Annotated in this window: 21 protein-coding genes; 13 read left to right on the forward strand and 8 right to left on the reverse strand. The window is 43.4% G+C overall.

Features of this window, described 5'->3' with window-relative positions:
• Positions 1-12 precede the first annotated feature (12 nt).
• The 3 genes from pstA (at position 13) to phoU (ending at position 3,315) form a co-directional block, all read left to right on the forward strand.
• Positions 13-1,722, forward strand: a complete 1,710-nt coding sequence (gene pstA, locus L3V33_RS20090; RefSeq protein WP_099167097.1) for a phosphate ABC transporter permease PstA — start codon at positions 13-15, stop codon at positions 1,720-1,722.
• Positions 1,723-2,541 (forward strand): phosphate ABC transporter ATP-binding protein PstB, encoded by an 819-nt coding sequence (gene pstB, locus L3V33_RS20095; RefSeq protein ID WP_009848269.1) that lies wholly within the window; start codon positions 1,723-1,725, stop codon positions 2,539-2,541.
• Positions 2,542-2,616: 75 nt separating this feature from the next.
• Positions 2,617-3,315 (forward strand): phosphate signaling complex protein PhoU, encoded by a 699-nt coding sequence (gene phoU, locus L3V33_RS20100; RefSeq protein WP_004735072.1) that lies wholly within the window; start codon positions 2,617-2,619, stop codon positions 3,313-3,315.
• A gap of 9 nt (positions 3,316-3,324) precedes the next feature.
• Here phoU and L3V33_RS20105 read toward each other — a convergent pair whose 3' ends face one another.
• The 5 genes from L3V33_RS20105 to L3V33_RS20125 form a co-directional block, all read right to left on the reverse strand.
• Positions 3,325-3,816: a hypothetical protein gene (locus tag L3V33_RS20105; RefSeq protein WP_114634294.1), complete on the reverse strand. Its 492-nt coding sequence runs from the start codon at positions 3,814-3,816 to the stop codon at positions 3,325-3,327.
• A 222-nt stretch (positions 3,817-4,038) separates the two neighbouring features.
• The gene (locus L3V33_RS20110; RefSeq protein WP_171317028.1) at positions 4,039-4,596 is read right to left on the reverse strand and encodes a porin family protein; all 558 of its coding nucleotides are present in this window, start codon (positions 4,594-4,596) and stop codon (positions 4,039-4,041) included.
• Positions 4,597-4,722: 126 nt separating this feature from the next.
• A complete protein-coding gene (locus tag L3V33_RS20115) occupies positions 4,723-5,652 on the reverse strand; it encodes a LysR family transcriptional regulator (protein ID WP_146457606.1) in 930 nt (309 codons plus the stop codon).
• Between the two features lie 99 nt (positions 5,653-5,751).
• On the reverse strand, positions 5,752-6,495 hold the full coding sequence (locus L3V33_RS20120) for a copper homeostasis protein CutC (protein ID WP_146457624.1): 744 nt from the start codon (positions 6,493-6,495) through the stop codon (positions 5,752-5,754).
• A gap of 322 nt (positions 6,496-6,817) precedes the next feature.
• Entirely contained in the window at positions 6,818-7,426 is a 609-nt protein-coding gene (locus L3V33_RS20125) for a peroxiredoxin C (RefSeq protein ID WP_009848275.1), read from the reverse strand.
• A gap of 209 nt (positions 7,427-7,635) precedes the next feature.
• Here L3V33_RS20125 and L3V33_RS20130 point away from each other — a divergent pair, with 209 nt between their 5' ends.
• Positions 7,636-8,541, forward strand: coding sequence for a hydrogen peroxide-inducible genes activator (locus L3V33_RS20130; protein WP_004735078.1), 906 nt, complete (start codon positions 7,636-7,638; stop codon positions 8,539-8,541).
• A 110-nt stretch (positions 8,542-8,651) separates the two neighbouring features.
• On the opposite strand, the gene L3V33_RS20135 is transcribed toward L3V33_RS20130, so the two are convergent.
• Positions 8,652-10,592 carry a methyl-accepting chemotaxis protein gene (locus L3V33_RS20135; RefSeq protein WP_237291089.1) on the reverse strand — a complete coding sequence of 647 codons (1,941 nt, stop codon included), beginning with the start codon at positions 10,590-10,592 and terminating at the stop codon, positions 8,652-8,654.
• 276 nt (positions 10,593-10,868) lie between these two features.
• Complete coding sequence (locus L3V33_RS20140) at positions 10,869-11,312, reverse strand: CBS domain-containing protein (protein WP_017074102.1); 444 nt, start codon at positions 11,310-11,312, stop codon at positions 10,869-10,871.
• Positions 11,313-11,645: 333 nt separating this feature from the next.
• On the opposite strand from L3V33_RS20140, the gene queA reads away from it, so the two are divergent.
• From queA to secF, 5 genes are all read left to right on the forward strand, one after another.
• The gene (queA, locus tag L3V33_RS20145; protein WP_237291090.1) at positions 11,646-12,698 is read left to right on the forward strand and encodes a tRNA preQ1(34) S-adenosylmethionine ribosyltransferase-isomerase QueA; all 1,053 of its coding nucleotides are present in this window, start codon (positions 11,646-11,648) and stop codon (positions 12,696-12,698) included.
• A gap of 194 nt (positions 12,699-12,892) precedes the next feature.
• Positions 12,893-14,029, forward strand: a complete 1,137-nt coding sequence (gene tgt / locus L3V33_RS20150) for a tRNA guanosine(34) transglycosylase Tgt (protein ID WP_004735086.1) — start codon at positions 12,893-12,895, stop codon at positions 14,027-14,029.
• A 111-nt stretch (positions 14,030-14,140) separates the two neighbouring features.
• Complete coding sequence (gene yajC / locus L3V33_RS20155) at positions 14,141-14,470, forward strand: preprotein translocase subunit YajC (protein ID WP_004735087.1); 330 nt, start codon at positions 14,141-14,143, stop codon at positions 14,468-14,470.
• Between the two features lie 20 nt (positions 14,471-14,490).
• Positions 14,491-16,347 carry a protein translocase subunit SecD gene (gene secD / locus L3V33_RS20160; protein ID WP_004735088.1) on the forward strand — a complete coding sequence of 619 codons (1,857 nt, stop codon included), beginning with the start codon at positions 14,491-14,493 and terminating at the stop codon, positions 16,345-16,347.
• Positions 16,348-16,361: 14 nt separating this feature from the next.
• Complete coding sequence (gene secF / locus L3V33_RS20165; protein ID WP_004735089.1) at positions 16,362-17,309, forward strand: protein translocase subunit SecF; 948 nt, start codon at positions 16,362-16,364, stop codon at positions 17,307-17,309.
• Positions 17,310-17,610: 301 nt separating this feature from the next.
• Here the strand turns inward: secF and suhB are convergent, their stop codons facing one another.
• Positions 17,611-18,414: an inositol-1-monophosphatase gene (gene suhB, locus L3V33_RS20170; protein WP_017074107.1), complete on the reverse strand. Its 804-nt coding sequence runs from the start codon at positions 18,412-18,414 to the stop codon at positions 17,611-17,613.
• A 181-nt stretch (positions 18,415-18,595) separates the two neighbouring features.
• Between suhB and trmJ the strand changes: the two genes are divergently transcribed.
• The 4 genes from trmJ to iscU all read left to right on the forward strand — a co-directional run bounded on the left by trmJ (position 18,596) and on the right by iscU (position 21,615).
• Positions 18,596-19,324 carry a tRNA (cytosine(32)/uridine(32)-2'-O)-methyltransferase TrmJ gene (trmJ, locus tag L3V33_RS20175; RefSeq protein ID WP_102550967.1) on the forward strand — a complete coding sequence of 243 codons (729 nt, stop codon included), beginning with the start codon at positions 18,596-18,598 and terminating at the stop codon, positions 19,322-19,324.
• Between the two features lie 116 nt (positions 19,325-19,440).
• Positions 19,441-19,962, forward strand: coding sequence for a Fe-S cluster assembly transcriptional regulator IscR (gene iscR / locus L3V33_RS20180; protein ID WP_017074109.1), 522 nt, complete (start codon positions 19,441-19,443; stop codon positions 19,960-19,962).
• Positions 19,963-19,989: 27 nt separating this feature from the next.
• Positions 19,990-21,204, forward strand: coding sequence for an IscS subfamily cysteine desulfurase (locus L3V33_RS20185; protein WP_017074110.1), 1,215 nt, complete (start codon positions 19,990-19,992; stop codon positions 21,202-21,204).
• A gap of 33 nt (positions 21,205-21,237) precedes the next feature.
• The gene (gene iscU / locus L3V33_RS20190) at positions 21,238-21,615 is read left to right on the forward strand and encodes a Fe-S cluster assembly scaffold IscU (RefSeq protein ID WP_004735094.1); all 378 of its coding nucleotides are present in this window, start codon (positions 21,238-21,240) and stop codon (positions 21,613-21,615) included.
• Positions 21,616-21,699: the final 84 nt, after the last annotated feature.

Here is a 21,699-nt window from a genome sequence, read left to right on the forward strand (position 1 = left end):
AGGTCGTTCATGATGAATAAACTGAAGTCATTATTGTCTTGGATTAAATCAGGCTCTCCGTGGATTTGGCTTACGGGCGGGGCGGTGAGCATCAGTATGCTCTCTGTTCTTGGCCTAATGCTGTTGATTGGCTGGAAGGGTTTAACCTATTTTTGGCCAGCTCCTTTGTATCAATGGCAAGTTGACTCCAAAGACTTATCGTTAGTGGTTGATCTGGACGAAACGGTATCAAAGCAAGATGTATTGATTGGTCAGTTGTATGAACGTAAATACATCCCGATAGAACAAGTGCCACAAGCTCATGACTTACTGTCGCCTCAAAATTTGTCGACTGGGCTAATCCAACGCTTAAGTATCAAAGTAGCGAACAGAGAGCTTTACCCAGCCGATTTTGTTTCAATTTTGGATGTTAACTTACGTGAGCCAACAACGCCGTCTGAATGGGCGGTGATCGAGCGAAGTCGTGGGGGATATTTCTTTGGCAAACCGGTAGGGTTTAAAACGGCTTCGGGTTCTTATCAAACCAATATCGACCAGAAACTTGAGGATGGTCTGGCGTTTGCAGACACGTTAAGAGAAGAAACGTCACGTGTTGTGAACCAAGAAATACGCAATATCAGTTGGCAGTTGGAAAACTTGCGTTTAGAAAAGCGTAAGCTTGAACTCAATGAGTCAGTGAGTGATGAATACCTTAAAACTTATACTCAAACTAAGCTGAAATTAAACAGCCAACTTGATGAAGCGGAAGTAAAGCTAGAGCACCTCAGAACACAGCTGAACGTGGAAAGTTTGCTGGTGGAAGATATGACAGGTGAACGAGTTGAAATACCGCTCAGTCATATTCTTGATTATTGGTACCCCAACAAGATGTCCTATCCAGAAAAAGTTGGGCATTGGGGCAAGCAAGTTTGGAAGTTTTTATCTGAAAACCCACGAGACTCAAACTCTGAAGGTGGGGTGTTTCCTGCGATCTTCGGCACTGTGTTGCTGGTTATTCTCATGTCGATCGTAGTGATGCCACTTGGTGTCGTTGCTGCTATTTATCTCCATGAATATGCAAAAAACAACGCACTGACACGTTTGATCCGTATTGCTGTAATTAACTTAGCGGGTGTACCGTCGATTGTGTATGGCGTATTCGGCTTAGGTTTCTTTGTGTATACCATCGGTGGTTCTATCGATTCTTTGTTTTATGCAGAGCGATTGCCAGCTCCGACATTTGGTACTCCAGGCCTGTTATGGTCCGCATTAACCTTAGCGGTATTAACATTACCCGTTGTTATTGTAACAACGGAAGAGGGCTTAACGCGTATCCCTAGCTCGGTGAGACATGGTTCATTGGCGCTTGGCGCTACTCAATTTGAGACGCTGTGGCGCATTGTTTTACCAATGGCAAGCCCTGCGATTATCACGGGGTTGATATTGGCAATCGCGAGAGCTGCGGGGGAAGTGGCTCCATTAATGCTGGTGGGTGTTGTGAAGCTAGCATCAAGCTTGCCTGTAGATGGTCAGTTCCCATATCTACACTTAGAGAGAAAGTTCATGCACTTAGGCTTTCATATCTACGATGTTGGTTTTCAAACATCTAATATCGAAGCGGCACGGCCTTTAGTGTATGCGACTTCATTTTTATTGGTTACGGTTATCGTTGGACTGAATTTAACAGCCATTAATATCCGTAATAACTTGCGTGAAAAATACCGAACCTTAGGACAAGATTAAATGTTCTCGATTAATGAAACCTTGGGTTACCAAGCACCACTTGATGTTCACAACCTGAAGGATGAGCAAATTGCTATCTCGATTGAAGGGCTGAATCTTTATTATAAAGAGAGCCAAGCACTCGATGATATTTCAATGCAGATCCCTAAGGGGCAGGTGACGGCTTTTATCGGTCCATCAGGGTGCGGTAAGTCGACTCTTTTGCGCTGCATTAATCGCATGAACGATCTTGTTGAAGGCTGTAAGGTTTCAGGAAAAGTGAAGCTTCATGGCAAGAACGTCTATCACCCTAAGGTGGATGTTGCGACTTTACGACGTCGTGTCGGCATGGTGTTTCAACGTCCAAACCCTTTCCCTAAATCTATCTATGAGAATGTGGTTTATGGATTGAGGTTGCAAGGTGTGAGCAACAGCCGAGATCTTGATGATGCAGTTGAACGCTCTCTGCGCGCCGCGGCGTTGTGGGATGAAGTGAAAGACCGATTGCATGAGAATGCCTTTGGTTTATCTGGCGGTCAACAGCAGCGTTTGGTCATTGCCCGTGCAGTGGCGATTGAACCAGAAGTTCTGTTGTTAGATGAACCGACATCAGCATTGGATCCTATCTCTACGTTGACCATTGAAGAGTTGATTAACGATCTGAAAACCCAGTATACCGTAGTGATTGTTACTCATAACATGCAGCAGGCTGCTCGTGTTAGTGATCACACTGCCTTTATCCATATGGGAAAATTGATCGAGTACTCAGATACTGATTCTATATTTACTTCGCCATTGAAAAATCAAACGGAAGACTACATTACAGGTAGGTACGGCTAACGTTTAAGTTCGCGCTATCTAGAGCTAAGTCACTCTGAAATAAACGACTTTATTCATTTCTTTTAAGGAGCTGACATGCATTTTGGTCGCCACATCTCAGGACAGTTTAATGTCGAATTAGAATCTATCCGTACACACGTATTAACTATGGGTGGATTGGTAGAGCAGCAGTTGTCATTTGCGATGCAAGCGCTTCATAAAGATGACGCGGAGCTGGCCAAAAAAGTAATTCGTGACGACCATAAAGTGAATGCGATGGAAGTTTCGATCGATGAAGCATGTACTCGTATTATCGCGAAGCGTCAGCCGACTGCCAAAGATCTGCGTTTGATTATGGCGATCATCAAAACCATTACTGATCTAGAACGTATTGGCGATGTGGCTTCTAAAATCGCACAAGGTGCGATTGAGATCCCTTCAACGAAAGAGCAAAAGTTTCACGTCTCGTTAGAGCCATTGTGTCGTCAGGCAATTACTATGCTGCATCAAGTGCTAGATGCTTTTGCTCGTATGGATGTCGATGCGGCGGCAGAAGTACATAAACTTGATGATAAGCTGGATGCGGAATATGAAGCTGTGATTCGTCAGTTAATGACGTATATGATGGAAGATCCTAAGAACATCCCCAACATCCTGCAAGTGATGTGGTCAGCTCGCGCGATTGAGCGAGTGGGAGATCGTTGCCAAAATATCTGTGAATACATTATTTATTTTGTGAAGGGCAAAGATGTACGTCATCTTGGTGATCAAAGCCTAGATGACGCACTGAAGTAGGCATGAACTTTAGAAGCGAATTATTGCACCAAGGTTAAGGTTGATTGTTGTGTCGTAAGGCACGAAGGTCTTATTGTGATCAAAAATATTCATATCAACACCAGCACGTAGCCCAAGCATTGGTGTCGCTTGGTACACGTAGGCACCGCCTAGGCTTAAACCATGTGCAGTCTTCTCTTCAACTTCGCCTGAGCGCGTTTTTGTACCGTCATAACTCGCTACACCAATCTCCGCCTGAAAGCCGTGGTTTTGGTTTCTTCCAAACATGTTCTGGATACCAACGCGATACGCATCAACCGTTTCATCATATCGATCGCTGTCATACCATAGGTGAGAATAGCTCAGGTAAACTGCGCCTAGATTTGCCACATCAGTAATACCTGCTTGCATTCCAAAACCATGATAAGAACCAATCTTTAGTTCTGGGGATAAATGAAGACCATTTGAAAATGCAGAGGTTGAGAATAAAGCAGAAGCTAAAAGAAGTGTTTTAAATTTCATGGTACCACCGAAGTAATTGTTTGCTCTCCTTAGCATTAGGTCGCTCCATGTGTAAAACCAGTGAAGCAATTGAATAACACTCATATTGTAATATTTTAGAAAGAGTAGGCTAATTCGTATTGGTTATATCGGTGATAATGCCTACTTATTGGTACGCATGATTACTTTGCTCACAACCCAAACAGATTGTGAACAAAGTGTTTAATTGATGGAAAGCTATTCTTAGAACTTGTATCCGACAGTAAAAGATAACTGATCGATGTCATAGTCATCCATCATGATGAAGTTGAAGCGTAGGTCGGTATAAAGACCGAAATCAAAATTTGCTCTAACTCCGGTGCCTAGCAATAGGGAAGTATTGTTGTCTTTGATACTTGCACTACCGTCAGGCGTATTTAACGTGATCTTTTCCTCTACACGAGCAAGACCAATGGCACCGTATGGTTTTATATCAAAGTCATTGAGGAAGAATGCATAGCCGATGTCTGTGTCTATTTTGAAGGTTGAAACTTTAGTCTCATATCCATAGCCTTCAAATTTTTCATCTTCTTTACTCGTATCTGATGAGATATTCACACCAAATATTCGGTTAATGTCATAACCATATTCGAGCTTTAACCCATTACCTAAATCGCTTCGAGAGAAATTTGAATCTAGATGATCGACTTCACTAGAAACAATACCGAAACCAATACGATGTCCAGAATAGTCTTTCTGAGCATAAGCTGATGAAGCAGAAATGATTGCGATAACGGTTAGTGCTGTAGTTAGTAATTTCATGTAAATAACGCTCTTAATGTTTAATTATTGCATCCTTATATTTGATTGACTCCCTGTCGATGGAGTGAATGTTAAGCAGTGTTATATTTTTAAGCTAAATAGGTTCTCGTAGATCTGTAATAAGCATTACTTATTAATCTGTTGTAGTAGCGCATCTTTGATTACATCGAAAAGCCAGGATATGAGAGGGTTATTACGGTTTTTAGTGTGTATATGACTGTAAACGCTGACATTCTTATGTTTAGTATCAAGATCTACATCTATAGCTCGTAGCGTTGGGTAGTTATCTATGGGGAATAGGTTGGAATGTGGCATGTACATATCGGAGTTCGCTACGACATCGATGATTGCCATCAAAATCTCGGAACGAAAGCCAATACGGTGTGGAATTGAACGTGACTCTAATATGTTGGCTGCATGGCTAAAATTGTCGTTCCAACCAGGAGATATCATTGATGCTATTTCATAACCTGCTAATTCTTCGGGACTGACTGAAGCTTGTTTAATTGGGTGATCTTTTCTTACAAATAATCGGCCTGTAATCTCAACCAGTTTTTTTACATAGATCTCTTTTGATGTAAAAGGTAGCTCGTAAGCAACGCCTAGCAGAACCTCTCCTTTCTGTATATCTTCACAAGATGAAGTAGACCAGCTTACTAGCTCGAGTTTTGAGTTTGGCGCTTGCCTCATAAGCTCTTTATACAAGGTGCCGGATAAACAAGCGAGTACCACAGGTGATAACGCTATCTTTAAGGGGTAGTCGATTTCACTTGGGTTAAATCGATTAGATGCATTCACCGCCGTCATCAAGCCATCAAAGTGTGGTGTTATTTCATTGACGAGTTGCTCACTGAATGAGGTTGGTTGCAGTCCACCATGAACCTTTACGAAGAGATCATCATTGAAGTGGTATCTTAGCTTCTGTAGGGCTTGGCTAACCGCCGGCTGAGAAACGAATAAACGCTCCGCAGCCTTTCTGGTGTTTTGTTCTTGATAAACAATCAGAAATGTTCGTAACAGGTTTAAATCAAGAGAGCTGAATAAGTCTTTAGCCATATCTATCCATGAAAATTTTCTGTGCTATTTAATTTAATATACGTCAGTCAGTTAGATTAGTCAGCGAGGTTCTCTGGATTTGTGTTAGCGACTATTACCCTAAGCGTTGAGAGCGGCTCTCACACTGGATATCTTGCTAACATCAGTTATTGGTATCTGATAATCATCAATATCACTATTCCCCATTTGAGCACTCGAGTTATTTTCCATTAGGCTTGGTCTTGTTGATTTACCTGAAAGGTGAAGTGCAGGTACTTGGGTGGTGCTTTGAATTATCTTAGCATTCGTTGCATTGACGCCAGCGCCAGCCATGATATCGATTCTGCCATCTGCTTGTTTGACCATATCGGCTAATACATGGATTCCTTGCTCTGCATTTGCAGCAAGCCCTGACGTTAGGATCCGTTCACAGCCGAGCGCTATGACCTGTTCTAAAGCAACTTGGTAATCGGTACATTGATCAATGGCTCTGTGAAACGTAATTCCTAAGTTCAACGAGTGAGCCTTGTCTGCCAGTTGCTGCATTTTTGGCATATCAATACTTCCGTTCGGTGCTAATACGCCTAGAACCACTCCATTCAATCCTGCACTTGAGCAAGCTTCAATATCTTCAAGCATACAGAGCATATCGTCATTATCGAAAATGAAGTCGCCTTGTCTTGGGCGTATCATCGCGTATACCGGAACCGAGGAAATTCGAGCCGCTTGCTTCATCATTCCAAAGCTCGGTGTTAGTCCACCTAATGCCAATGACGAACAGAGTTCGATTCTATTCGCGCCGCCAGATAGTGCGTTATGGAGAGATTCTAAGTTATCGATACAGACTTCAATTTCGGTATTCATCATATTTACTCGTTCTAAGAGATACTGATGAAATAATAGCAATCTAGATACGAATCTGAATAGGTGTCGGTAGAGGAAAATAGGGGTAAAGTTTGAGTGTGCAACTACCTCAATTGCACATCCATAGAGACAAATGAGTGCGAAAGGAAATACGCTGGAGATATAAAATAAAAAAGCCCGAAGCGTTAACTTCGGGCTTTTAATAGGACTTTACTTCTTAACTGATTGGCGGTGCGCTTTGCGCTATTAGCTTATGCTTTATTTCTCTTTATAGAGAGTCTTCCAACCATTAACCCGCGTTGAGTTCGGGCTTAAGAGGTAATTACTTGCTTAGGTCGTCAGCGTGCTCAGATAGGAATGCTGCAACACCTTGTGGAGATGCGTCCATACCTGATTTACCTTCTTCCCATTGTGCAGGACAAACTTCACCGTTCTTCTCGTGGAAGTTTAGTGCGTCTACCATGCGTAGCATTTCGTCGATGTTACGACCTAGTGGAAGATCGTTAACTACTTGGTGACGTACAAGGCCGTCAGCATCGATTAGGAAAGAACCACGGAAAGCAACGCCTGCTTCTGGGTGCTCAACATCGTATGCTTTGCAGATCTCGTGCTTAACGTCAGCAATTAGAGGGTATTTAACTTGACCGATACCGCCATCAGCGATAGCAGTGTTACGCCATGCGTTGTGAGAGAATTGTGAATCGATAGAAACACCGATTACTTCAACGCCTTTAGCTTGGAAATCTTCTAGACGGTTGTCGAAAGCGATTAGCTCTGAAGGACAAACGAAAGTGAAGTCTAGTGGGTAGAAGAAAACTACAGCTTTCTTACCTTTAGTGAATTCTGCGAAGTTGAAGTTATCAACGATCTCACCGTTACCTAGAACAGCTGCTGCAGTAAAGTCAGGGGCTTGACGACCTACTAGTACCATTTGGAATCTCCTAAAAAATTAGTTGGCCCAACACATCTTTGTTTGGGCTCCGTTTCTACGGGACAAACTATAGTACAATCGGTACTATAGAAAAAAGCGAATTAAATAGATTAAGTTAATCGAAAAAAGCGATGAGCTTAATCTTTGCCCAGTCCTTAGGTCTGCTGACCTTTACGTAACTTATCCTACTCATATTACAAAGTAATTTCATGAATAAATGGCCAAGTCTTAAGCAGCTTCATTATCTTGTTACCCTTCACGAAACCCGTCACTTTAGCGACGCTGCGGATCGCTGTTTCGTCAGCCAATCCACACTAAGCAAAGGTATTCAAAACCTCGAAGAGCTGATTGGTTGTCCTCTCTATGAGAAGAAAGATAAAAAGAGCCCATTAGTATTTACGCAAGCGGGTGAGCTGGTGGTTAAGCACGGTCGAGAGTTATTGGCGAAAGGGCAAGACTTGGTTGAGCTCGGAAATCTATGCAATGGTGATGCGATGCAAGGGCAGTTGCGAGTCGGGTGTATCCCTACTATTGCGCCATTCCTTTTGTGTGATTTGGTCCAAGAAGCCAACCATCGTTTCCCACAGTTGAACTTACTGTTACGTGAAGATACGACAACTAACCTATTAGCTGCATTGCGTCATGGTGAATTGGATGTGTTGATTCTGGCTCTGCCTGTCGATATCGACAACATGGAGAGTAAAGTTGTAGGGCAAGACCCGTTCAGAATGGTGATCAGTCGTAATCAAGCGGATGGTATTCGTGTCCCAATTAAATATGACGACCTGCCAGACGAATCTGTATTCTTGTTGGAGAACGAACACTGCTTAACCGAGCATGCGGTATCAGCTTGTAAGTTAACCGACAAAGAGAAGATAAATCCGTTCACGGCAACGAGCTTGCACACATTGGTGCAAATGGTGGCCAATGGTTTAGGTACCACCTTTATTCCGCAGATGGCCATCGATCATGGTTTATTGGAAAACCAAAACCTAGTGGTTATTGATCCTCCTGGTCAGCAAGCGTACCGAGATATCGGCCTTGTATGGCGCCCGAGCTCTTCGCGTCTCGAGACATTCCACCAATTAGCTGATGTGGTTTCTGAGTTGTTATAAAAAACTAGAACATCAAAACAAAAAGAGCGGCTATTTTAGCTGCTCTTTTTGTCTGTTCATTTGAGAAGAAAAACGCCACAAACTGTGGCGTTTGAAATTTATCTATAGCGTTAGATTTTGAAAAAACTCAGTAAGTCTTTTTGTTTCACTGCTAATGAAGATAACTCCTCACTCGCTTGTTTGCTTTGTTCGATTCCTGAAACATTTTGGTGAACGATATCAAAGGTCAAAGAAACATTTTGTGAAATATCCTGTGTGACTCCTGATTGTTCTTCAGATGCTGTTGCTACTTGTGTATTCATATCTGAAATCAGGCCAACAGACTCCGTTATTGATGCGAATGCCGTTCTAAGCTGTTCGCTGTAATGACGCGACTCTACGGCTAACGATAGATTAGATTGCATGAACTGGTTGGCATCTTTTGCTTGTGCTTGAAGTCGAGAGATTATCTCTTGAATATCGACAGTTGATTGTTGTGTTTTAGCCGCCAGAGAACGAACTTCATCAGCAACGACAGCAAAACCACGCCCTTGCTCACCAGCTCGTGCGGCCTCAATGGCTGCGTTGAGTGCTAGCAAGTTCGTTTGCTCAGAGATGGAGTTGATCACTTCAATAACAGTACCGATCTCTACCGAGTACTCTTGCAGTTGATTTACGATATTTGATGTCTCTTCGATTGAGTCTTCAACCTTGCGAGATATATCATCTGAGGCATCGAGTGAAACGCCGCCCTTTTTAACATTGGAAGTTGCCCCCGTTGCCGCGTTCTCAGCACTAGCTGCATTATGGCTAACTTCATTCGCAGTACTAGAAAGTTCATTGATGGCTGTTGCTATTTGCTCCATTTGGCTAAGTTCTTGTTGAGCATTCCCTTCTGTTTGACTCATCACGGCCGTTAACTCGACTGAAGCCGCTGAAACATTGTCTGAAATTTGGTGGAAACCATCGATGATACGACGTAGCTCTTGGCGCATCTCTAAAATGTTTGCGTATATACCCGTTTCTTTACCTGTTATTGGAATCTGTTTTGAAAGGTCACCGGAAGCGACTTCTTCTACAATTGCTTGAATATCGCTAGGCTCTCCCCCTACGACTTTCCAGACGCTACGATAAATCGAGATGGCAATGCCAAGGGCAATCGCGATAACAATAATTGAAAGAGCACCTAAGATAAATTGAGCATTTGAAAATCGTTCAACCATGCTTGGTCCGACGGAGTCTTGTTGTGACTTGGTAGATAGCTTTATTTCTTCAATTGTTTTCGCCGCATTGCTACCTGCAATATCAAGGGTTCCAGAAACGATGTTGTTTCGTTCCTTTATCGTGTTAACAACTTCTGAAAAAGTGACTCGGTAGGTTTTAAAGGCATTATTAAAATCAGCTAAGTAACGAATTTGCTCGTCTGACATCAATTGAGATTCTATGGTTTCTACGAGAAATGTGGCGGACGCAAACTCTTTTTGAGCTCGTTGAGCATCTTCTATTTTGTTGCTAGTCAAAAATTTAGAAGCATACAATCGTGATAACAACACATGTTGTTGAAGTTGCCCTGAACTGACAGCAACTTCTAAATCTTCTTCAGCAGAAGCTTGCGTCATTAAGTTAGTCACTGCTTGTCGCATCTTAAGACCTGATGGATCTAAGTTTTCTTTAACTAAGTTGTTCCTAGTATTGACCAGTTGCACTACCTGGTTAAAGCCCTGGTTGTATTGTTTAAGCTGCTTCTCTATCGCTAAAAACTCATTTTTATGTAGGTCGTCAATATGAGCGTCCAATACTTCGTCAATCAACTGAATTGATGTTGTGATGCGCTTATTGAGCTCTGAAGCATGCGATACAACAGGGTTCTTTATATATTTTAATGCAGATAAACGAGCTTCCAATATGTTGGCTTGGATTCGCCCAGTGGATACACTGGTTAATGCAAGAGAGCGATAGGTATTAAACCCATGACTAGATTGATAAAAGCGCAATGAAGCAACGACTGAAATAACCAAAATTAGCGCAAGAATCACGCCAAAACCCAAGGACAGCAATTTCTTTAAACTCATAAGTATCATTCCCAGAAAGGCAGTTTGTTTTTATTGTTAACAAATTTTTACATTATCCAAACGATAGATATATCAATAAATCTAATTAGAGTCTTACATTCTCATATGTAAGAACAATAAGTCAGATAGGTTTGTTGAGATGCTTATTTTTTGGAACAGGTCTCTAAGAAGAAATGAAGGGTGTGGTGAGTTTCACAGTGAATATGTGAGAGTTGGGGCATGTAAAGAGCCTTGGATTGAAAGGCTCTAGGGGGTTAGCGGGTAAAAAAACCTTGATTAACCTTCTACTTCTTCCGGTTCTACTTCTTCTTGTAGTTCGAGTAAGTTGATCGCTATCGTGACGAAATCACTGTCGGTGATAATGCCTACTAATTCGTGATCATCTACGACAGGCAAACAGCCCACTTTGTGTTTCTGCATATAAACAGCTGATTCTTTCAATCCTGCTCGTGGTTCTACAGACATTACGCTTTTGTGCATGATGTCGTTGAGCGGTGTAGCAAGAGTAAATGATTGAGCTTGTGGGATGTTTTGCAGGCTAGACTCTTGAGCGGCAAGAACGTCTCGTTGTGTGACGACGCCTAATAGTTTTCTGTCGGCATCAACAACTGGGATGTGGCGGATATCAAGCGCTTCCATCATGTGCTTAGCATCGGCCAGTGAGTGTGAGCGCAATAGAGTATGAGGGTTGCGAGTCATCATATCTTCAACCTTGATCATACGAACCTCCTTATTTTTTATTTGTTGCTATTACTATAGTTTTTTATCTGAAAAATAACTGAGATCTAACGCATTTTTGGGTGAGTTTTATGCAACTAATTATCGAAATTAAAGCGTCTAATCTGTAGCATTATTTAACGCCTCTTTACAATAATCCGTTGTCGTAAACCTTGCTATTGCGGCTCGTGTGCCTATACTAGCCCACTGCGAAATTTTTAGTCGTGTTTGCTATCTGTTTACGGCAACGTTTACTTACCGTAACGATTTATTAGCGACAACGATTTATTATTAGCCAACAGCACAAATCTCATCAACTAAGACAAGACTAGACACATGCAAGTTTCAGATTTTCACTTTGACCTACCAGATGAACTTATTGCTCGCTACCCTCAAGAAGAGCGTACAGCAAGCCGCCTGCTTAAATTGGACGGCAATAATGGCAACCTAACTGATGGTTCGTTTAAAGACGTTTTAGACTTGGCTGAGCCAGGCGACCTTGTCGTTTTCAATAACACTCGAGTTATTCCTGCTCGCGTATTTGGTCGCAAGGCATCAGGCGGTAAGCTTGAGGTACTGGTTGAGCGAATGATCGATGAGAAAAGTATTTTAGCGCATGTTCGTTGTTCTAAATCACCTAAGCCCGGCACTAAGCTGTTCCTTGGCGAAAATGATGAATATGAAGCTGAAATGGTGGCGCGTCATGACTCGTTATTTGAAATCCATTTCACCTCAGATCAAAGCGTTTTAGAGATTCTTAACAGTGTTGGTCACATGCCACTGCCTCCTTACATCGATCGTCCTGATGAAGATGCAGATAAAGAGCGCTACCAGACTGTCTATAATGAAAAGCCGGGTGCGGTTGCAGCGCCAACAGCAGGTCTTCACTTTGATGACAAGCTCATGGCTGGCATGAAAGAAAAAGGTGTCGAGTTTGCTTACGTGACGCTTCACGTTGGTGCTGGCACGTTCCAGCCGGTAAAAGTAGATAATATCAACGATCACCACATGCACGCAGAGTACGTTGAAGTACCGCAAGAAGTGGTTGATGCCGTTGCAGCAGCAAAAGCTCGCGGCGGACGCATTATCGCTGTCGGTACAACCTCTGTGCGTTCACTAGAAAGTGCGGCTCAAGATGCATTGAAAAATGGCACTGAGTTAGTTCCTTTCTTTGGTGACACAGAAATCTTCATCTTCCCTGGTTATGAATACCAGTTGGTGGATTGCTTGATTACCAATTTCCACTTACCAGAATCAACACTGATCATGTTGGTGAGTGCATTTGCTGGTTATGACAATGTGATGGGCGCATACGATCACGCAGTGAAGAGCGAATACCGTTTCTTCAGCTACGGTGATGCGATGTTCATCAATAAGAAAACGAGCTAATTTTAGCTGGTTATAAACGATATAAGCAGAATTTACGGGTGCTAGCAGTAAGCTAGGAGTCGGGCAGGGTGTCTGTCTAATCTCTCGCAAGGAATACGCGACCGCTCCTCATAGAACTCGCTAGATTGAACTTATGTTTAGCTTAAGGTTCTGAATTATCAGTCAGATTGTTTCTCTGGCATATTGGAGGCTTCGTGAAATTAAAATACGAACTTAAAAAAACAAACAGCGGCGCACGTCGTGGTCAACTTCAGTTTGAACGTGGTAGCGTTGAAACACCAGCATTCATGCCTGTAGGTACTTACGGTACGGTTAAAGGCATGACTCCCGAAGAAGTGAAAGACACAGGTGCTGAAATCTTGCTAGGCAATACGTTCCACCTATGGTTACGCCCTGGTCAAGAAATCATGAAACTGCACGGTGACTTGCACGATTTCATGAACTGGAAAGGACCTATCCTGACTGATTCAGGCGGTTTCCAAGTATTCAGCCTAGGTGCGACGCGTAAAATCACTGAAGAGGGTGTTCACTTCCGTAACCCTGTAAACGGTGACAAGATCTTCATGGACGCTGAAAAGTCGATGGAAATCCAAAAGGATCTAGGCTCGGACATCGTAATGATCTTTGACGAATGTACGCCTTACCCTGCGACGCATAAAGAAGCTAAAGACTCAATGGAGATGTCTCTTCGTTGGGCTCAGCGTTCACGCAATCACTTTGACAAGCAAGAAAACCCGAACTCACTATTCGGTATCGTTCAAGGTGGCGTATACGAAGACCTTCGTGACGTATCCGTTAAAGGCTTAACAGAAATTGGTTTTGACGGTTACGCTGTTGGCGGCCTAGCAGTAGGCGAACCAAAAGAAGACATGCACCGTATTCTCGAGCACACATGCCCTCAACTGCCTGAAGATAAGCCACGTTACCTAATGGGCGTAGGCAAACCTGAAGACTTGGTTGAAGGTGTTCGTCGCGGTATCGACATGTTTGACTGTGTAATGCCAACGCGAAATGCACGTAATGGCCACCTGTTTGTCACTGAAGGTGTGATCAAGATCCGTAATGCGAAGCATAAAACGGATACAACACCACTAGATTCAGATTGTGACTGTTACACTTGTAAGAACTACAGCAAGTCGTACTTGCATCATTTGGATCGTTGTAACGAAATCCTAGGTGCTCGACTGAACACGATTCATAACCTGCGTTTCTACCAACGAATTATGTCAGACATTCGTCAATCTATTGATGAAGACCGTTTTGAAGAGTTCGTTGCTGAGTTCTACGCAAGAATGGGGCGTGAAGTGCCACCGTTAGGTAAAGAATCTTAGTATTTCTTTTTTTGCGAGCCCCATCTCTATTCCTAGAGATGGGGCTTGAAAATAAAGGGATACAACCCAATTAGACAAACAATTACCAAAATATAATAGAGGATGTTTTTAATGTTTATTTCTCAAGCTCACGCAGCAGTAGAAGGTGCACCAGCAGGCGGCGGTTTCGAAATGCTTATCATGCTAGGTATGTTCGCTGTGATCTTCTACTTCATGATCTACCGTCCACAAGCTAAGCGCGTAAAAGAGCATAAGAGCCTTATGTCTTCTATGGGCAAAGGCGATGAAGTTCTAACAAGCGGCGGTCTAATCGGTAAGATTACTAAGATTGCAGAAGACAGCGACTACGTTGCTATCGAACTGAACGCAAACAACGAAGTTGTTATCAAGAAAGACTTCGTTACAGCAGTGCTACCAAAAGGTACTCTGAAATCACTATAAACAGCTAGAGGATCCTCGCTGTGCTAAACCGTTATCCGTTATGGAAGTATTTGATGGTGGTGTTTGCCATCGCTATCGCCGCGTTGTACGCACTTCCGAATATATACGGTGAAGATCCGGCAGTTCAAGTTACAGGGGCGCGTGGCGCCTCTGTAGATCTGTCTACGCTGGATGCTGTCACCAATGCTCTGGAAGCAGAGAACCTTTCTACTAAATCCGTTGCTCTAGAAAACGGTTCCATTCTTGTTCGCTTTAACGATACAGATACGCAAATTAGTGCCCGTGATATCATCACAGAAGCACTAGGTGATGATGTTATCGTTGCTTTAAACCTTGCGGCTTCAACTCCTGATTGGCTTGAATCTATTGGTGCTGCACCAATGAAACTGGGTCTTGATCTACGTGGTGGTGTTCACTTCTTAATGGAAGTGGATATGGATGCTGCGATGCAAAAGCTAGTTGGCCAACAAGAAGAAGCCTTCCGTAGTGAACTTCGTGAAGAAAAAATTCGTTACCGTGCTATTCGCCCATCGGGTAAAGATGCAGTTGAAGTGATTCTACGTAACGAAGAGCAGCTTGCTGAAGCGAAATCGCTACTGCAATCTAAGCACCAAGATATGACGTTCGTAGATTCAGAATCTAATGGTCGTTTTTCTTTGGTTGCTCGTTTTACAGATGCTCGTCTTCAAGAAATCCGTAACTATGCAGTAGAGCAAAACATTACCATTTTACGTAACCGTGTTAACGAACTTGGTGTTGCTGAACCTTTGGTTCAACGTCAAGGTGCTAGCCGTATCGTAGTGGAATTGCCTGGTGTTCAAGACACGGCGCGCGCTAAAGAAATTCTTGGTGCAACGGCGACACTTGAGTTCCGTGAAGTTGATAGTAGTGCTGACTTAGCCGCTGCCGCTTCTGGTCGTGCCCCTGCGGGTAGCGAAATCAAGCAAGATCGTGATGGTCGCCCTGTGGTACTTAAGAAGCGCGTTATTCTAGGCGGTTCAAGTATTACTGATGCAAGCTCAAGTGTTGATGAATATGGTCGCCCACAAGTTAACATCTCGCTAGACAGCGAAGGTGGTAGCAAGATGTCTACATTCTCTCGTCAGAATATCGGTAAGCTTATGGCTACGGTATTTGCAGAGTACAAAGACAGCGGTCGTAAAACACCAGAAGGTCGAGTGATCTTAAGTAAGCACGAAGAAGTGATCAACCAAGCGACGATTCAATCTGCGCTAGGTCGTAACTTCCGTATTACGGGTATCGACTCAACGGCTGAAGCTCATAACTTGGCACTTTTACTACGTGCTGGTGCATTGATTGCACCTATCTCGATTGTAGAAGAACGTACGATTGGTCCATCTATGGGTCAACAAAACATCGATATGGGTATCATGGCGATGGTTTGGGGTATGGCTGCAGTAATGTTGTTTACTCTGCTTTACTACCGTACTTTCGGTTTGATTGCGAACGTTGCTCTGATGGCTAACTTGGTGTTGATTATCGGTGTTATGTCGATGATCCCGGGGGCTACTATGACTCTGCCAGGTATTGCCGGTATCGTATTGACGGTTGGTATGGCGGTCGATGCCAACGTACTTATCTTTGAGCGTATACGTGAAGAACTTCGAGATGGACGCAGTCCACAACAAGCGATTCACCAAGGTTATGCAAACGCATTTAGCACCATCGCCGATGCCAATATCACCACACTACTGACAGCAATTATTCTATTTGCTGTAGGTACAGGTGCAATTAAAGGCTTCGCGGTAACGCTGTCTATCGGTATCTTAACTTCAATGTTTACAGCTATTGTCGGAACACGTTGTATCGTGAACCTGATGTATGGCGGCAAACGCGTTAAGAAACTGTCGATCTAAGGCTAGGAATTAATATGTTTCAGATTCTAAAAGCAGAAAAAATGATCGACTTTATGCGTTGGTCAAAGGTTGCCTTTTTATTCTCAATTTTGATGATTGGTACTGCCATCTTTACCTTAACAACGAAATCGTTGAATTGGGGTCTAGATTTTACCGGTGGTACGCTGATTGAAGTGGGTTTTGAGCAACCAGCAAACCTACCTGATATCCGTAGTGCACTAGAAGCGGAAGGTTTCGGTGATGCAACGGTACAGAACTTTGGTTCTGCACGTGAGGTCATGGTTCGTTTACGTCCACGTGACGGTGTTGCTGGCGAAACGCTTGGTAACCAGATCCTGTCTGCAATTAAAGATGGTACTGGTGAGCAAGTTGAGATGCGTCGTATCGAATTCGTTGGCCCTAATGTGGGTGACGAGCTAACAGAAGCGGGTGGCCTTGCTATCCTTGTTTCTCTGATCTGTATCTTGATCTATGTGTCAGTGCGATTCGAATGGCGTTTGGCGGCAGGTGCAGTACTAGCACTGGCGCACGACGTTATCATCACTCTGGGTGTGTTCTCTCTAATGCAAATTGAGGTGGATCTTACTATCGTAGCAGCCTTGCTAACGGTAGTCGGTTACTCCCTCAACGATACCATAGTCGTATTTGACCGTATTCGTGAGAACTTCCGTAAGATGCGTAAGGGTGAAGCACCTGAAGTATTGAACAGCTCAATCACACAAACATTGAGCCGTACATTGATTACTTCTGGTACAACGTTATTCGTAGTTATCGCACTGTTCGCTCAGGGCGGCGCTATGATTCACGGCTTCGCGACTGCACTTCTATTGGGTATTACGGTTGGTACTTATTCTTCTATCTACGTTGCATCTGCACTCGCTATGAAGTTGGGTATTACGCGTGAACACCTAATGCCACCACAAGTGGATAAAGAAGGTGAAGAGTTTGACGAAATGCCTTAAGCCTTGGCTTAACAATTTTCGCTGAACCAAAAAAAACCGCTAGGCAACTAGCGGTTTTTTTACGTCTGTATTTTATAGGTAAGCTTGTGCGATCTAAGGGGCTCTTCAGCATTTACCAATCCGTAAATCACTATCAAGTGAGGGGCTAAATGCAACTGATAGGGTAAGTGATTTGTGCTCATTGTAACTAACCGTCGTCTTGCTCGTATCTCGTATCGCAGATACAAAAAAGCCCCGCGATAGCGAGGCTCTTCATTAAATTTTTTGCCCTTAACTAAAGAGCATTAACGTAAGGTCTGAATTACTTCAGCATACCTTCGTTAGAGTTCTCGCGAACGTGCTTAAGAATGGACTTAACACCACGTGCACTTGAAGCAACAACATTACCAGACGTCATGTAGTCAGTGCCGCCAGCAAAGTCAGTCATGATAGCGCCAGCTTCACGAGCGATTAGATCGCCAGCTGCTAGATCCCATGGCTTAAGGCCTAGTTCTAGGTAACCGTCAACACGGCCAGCTGCTAGGTAACATAGGTCAAGTGCTGGAGAGCCAGTACGACGGAAATCAGCACAATCTACGAATAGAGCTGAGATGATTTTCATGAAAGATTCAGAGTGTTGTTTTTGCTTGAATGGGAAACCAGTCGCTAGAACAGTACCTTGAAGGTCTTTAAGTTGGCTAACACGCATACGAGCGTTGTTAAGTTGAGCGCCAGAGCCACGTTGAGCTGTGAATAGCTCGTTTAGCATTGGGTCATAAACACAAGCAACTTCTGTACGACCATTCATGCGAACAGCGATAGATACAGAGAAGTGAGGGAAACCTTTTACAAAGTTGTTGGTGCCATCTAGTGGGTCAACGATCCATTGTACGTCAGAGTCTTTACCTTCAGTCAGGCCTGATTCTTCAGAAATAATGCTGTGCTCTGGGTAAGATGATTTGATTGTCTCAATGATCATGTACTCAGCTTCTTGAGCAATGTTAGTAACGTAATCGTTGTTACCTTTTAGAGATGATTCGATCTTATCAGTTGTTTCTAGAGATTTAGCAATATGGTTGCCAGCTTTACGCGCAGCGCGTATCGCAATGTTTAGCATTGGATGCATATGGTTTTTCCCACAAGATGTTAAAGAACAGTTTAAAGCGGCGGCGAGTATACCAAAGTTTCCCCAAAAGGGAAGTGGTTATTTTTTGAACTCTTGATTTCACATTCCGCGAAGGGTCTGACCATTTTACTTTGCTATGTGTTAATATCTCGCGATTATTTTTAAAGTGGTGTCATATAGCATGTTAGACAATGTAAAAGTCGTTCTGGTTGGTACGTCTCATTCAGGGAATATCGGATCAGCAGCTCGCGCAATGAAAGTGATGGGTTTGAGTCAATTAGTTCTTGTTGACCCTCAATGTGAAGTTGACGAGCAGACCTTAGCACTGGCTGCTGGTGCAGGTGACATCGCAGAAAACGCAACTATTGTGTCTACACTGGATGAAGCAGTAAAAGACTGTGGTTTGGTGGTTGGTTCAAGTGCTCGTTCTCGTACGCTTGAATGGCCAATGCTTGAGCCGCGTGAATGTGGACAAAAGTTTGCAGTTGAAGGTCAGAAGCATCCTGTGGCATTAGTGTTCGGCCGTGAGCGTACAGGCTTAACCAATGATGAGCTTCAGAAGTGTCATTTCCACGTATGTATCCCCGCTAACCCAGAGTACAGCTCATTAAATCTAGCAATGGCAGTACAGACACTGAGCTATGAAGTTCGCGTGGCACACCTTGATATGGTGGCTAGCCAGTACCAACCGCAGCAACAAGATGACTACCCTCGTCACGAAGAACTAGAAATGTTCTATGAACACCTTGAAAAAGTGATCATTGATACCCAATTTATCTCTAAGGAGAAGCCGGGTCAGGTGATGAACAAGCTGCGTCGTTTATTCAGCCGATCTCGTCCAGAACTACAAGAGATCAATACTCTACGTGGTATTTTGACTTCAATTGAGAAGAGCAAAAACAACAAATAAAGCCCATGCTATTGCTAGGGTTAAATACCTGACTAAAATAGTCAACTAAATACTTGACCAATTTAGTCGGGTATGGGAAGATTCCAACCACATAAACAATGTGGATACGGTGTGATATGAAACTTACATCTAAAGGAAGATATGCGGTAACAGCTATGCTAGATGTAGCACTGCATTCGCAAAAAAGCCCAGTTCCTCTGGCTGATATTTCAGAGCGACAAGGCATCTCGTTATCTTACTTAGAACAGCTATTTTCTAAGTTACGTAAAGCTGGCTTAGTTGCTAGTGTTCGCGGCCCTGGTGGTGGTTACCGTTTAGGTGCAGAAGCGAGCGACATTGCTGTCGGAACTGTTATTGCTGCAGTAGACGAATCAGTCGATGCAACCAAGTGTCACGGTCGAGCAGATTGCCAAGGTGGCAGTCGTTGTTTAACTCACACCTTATGGCGTGATTTGAGCTCCCGAATTAGCAGCTTCTTAAACGACATTACGCTCGGTGAGCTAATGAAAGATAACGAAGTTTTACAGATTTCTGATCGTCAAGATATCGATCTTGCGGTTAATAATGGTTTTGCACATAAAAATACGAGCACTACAACGATTAGTGCAGCACCTCGCGGTGTTAATGCCCGCTCTTAGCGGTCAGTTTTTACATTGGAGTAGAAAATGAAACTGCCTATTTACTTTGACTATTCAGCTACATGTCCAGTCGATCCACGTGTTGCTGAAAAAATGGTTCAGTGCATGACGATGGACGGTAACTTCGGTAACCCTGCATCTCGTTCACACCGTTACGGCTGGCAGGCAGAAGAATCAGTAGATAATGCTCGTGAGCAAATTGCCGATCTACTAAATGCAGACCCACGTGAAATTGTTTTCACGTCAGGTGCTACAGAGTCAGACAACCTTGCTATCAAAGGTGCAGCGCACTTTTACGAGAAGAAAGGTAAGCACGTAATCACGTGCAAAACAGAACATAAAGCGGTTCTTGATCCATGTCGCCAACTAGAGCGTGAAGGTTTTGAGGTTACTTACCTTGAGCCTGAAGCTAACGGCATCATCGATCTAGACAAGCTACAAGCTGCAATGCGTGAAGATACCGTTCTTGTTTCTATCATGCACGTGAACAACGAGATTGGTGTAATCCAAGATATCGCTGCAATCGGCGAGTTATGTCGTTCACGCAAGATCATCTTCCACGTTGATGCGGCTCAGTCTGCGGGTAAAATCCCACTAGACGTAAAAGAGATGAAAGTAGACCTTATTTCATTTTCTGCACACAAAGCTTATGGCCCTAAAGGCATTGGTGCTTTGTACGTTCGTCGTAAACCTCGTATTCGCCTAGAAGCGCAAATGCATGGTGGCGGTCATGAACGTGGTTTCCGTTCTGGTACGCTTGCTACTCACCAAATTGTGGGTATGGGCGAAGCTTTTGCTATCGCTAAACAAGACATGCAGAAAGATTACGATCACGCACTGGCTCTTCGTGAGCGCCTACTTAAAGGTGTTCAAGATCTAGAAGCTGTAACCGTAAACGGCGATTTAGACCAACGTGTACCACACAATCTAAACGTGAGCTTCGCTTTCGTTGAAGGTGAGTCTCTGCTTATGTCTCTAAAAGACCTAGCGGTATCATCAGGTTCTGCATGTACATCAGCAAGCCTAGAGCCTTCATACGTTCTACGAGCTCTTGGTCTAAACGATGAACTGGCACACAGCTCAGTACGTTTCTCATTCGGCCGTTTTACAACGGAAGAAGAAATCGACTACGCGATTGCACAAATCCGTGTAGCGGTAAACAAATTACGTGACATGTCTCCTCTATGGGATATGTATAAAGAAGGGATTGATTTGAACACTGTTGAGTGGGCTCATCACTAATCTCACGGAAATAGAGGATTCGAGGTAACTATCATGGCATATAGCGAAAAAGTAATTGATCACTACGAAAACCCACGTAACGTAGGTTCGTTTGATAAAGAAGACCCAAGTGTAGGTAGCGGCATGGTTGGCGCACCTGCTTGTGGTGACGTAATGAAACTGCAAATCAAAGTATCTGCAGAAGGTATTATTGAAGACGCGAAATTCAAGACTTACGGTTGCGGTAGCGCAATCGCTTCTAGCTCACTAGTAACTGAGTGGGTTAAAGGTAAAAGTATTGATGAAGCTGCTGCTATTAAAAACTCTGAAATCGCAGAAGAGCTTGAGTTGCCACCAGTGAAAGTTCACTGTTCAATTCTTGCTGAAGATGCAATCAAAGCAGCGGTTGCGGATTACAAAAAGAAGCACTAATCGCTTCTATACCGTAATCACGTCGACAAAATAAGTAATATTTGGGAGCACCCTTTGTGCTCCCCCTGAGTTCTCAATTTATAT

It is taken from the genome of Vibrio sp. A2-1 (assembly GCF_021728355.1).
Classification (GTDB): Bacteria; Pseudomonadota; Gammaproteobacteria; order Enterobacterales; family Vibrionaceae; genus Vibrio; species Vibrio splendidus_K.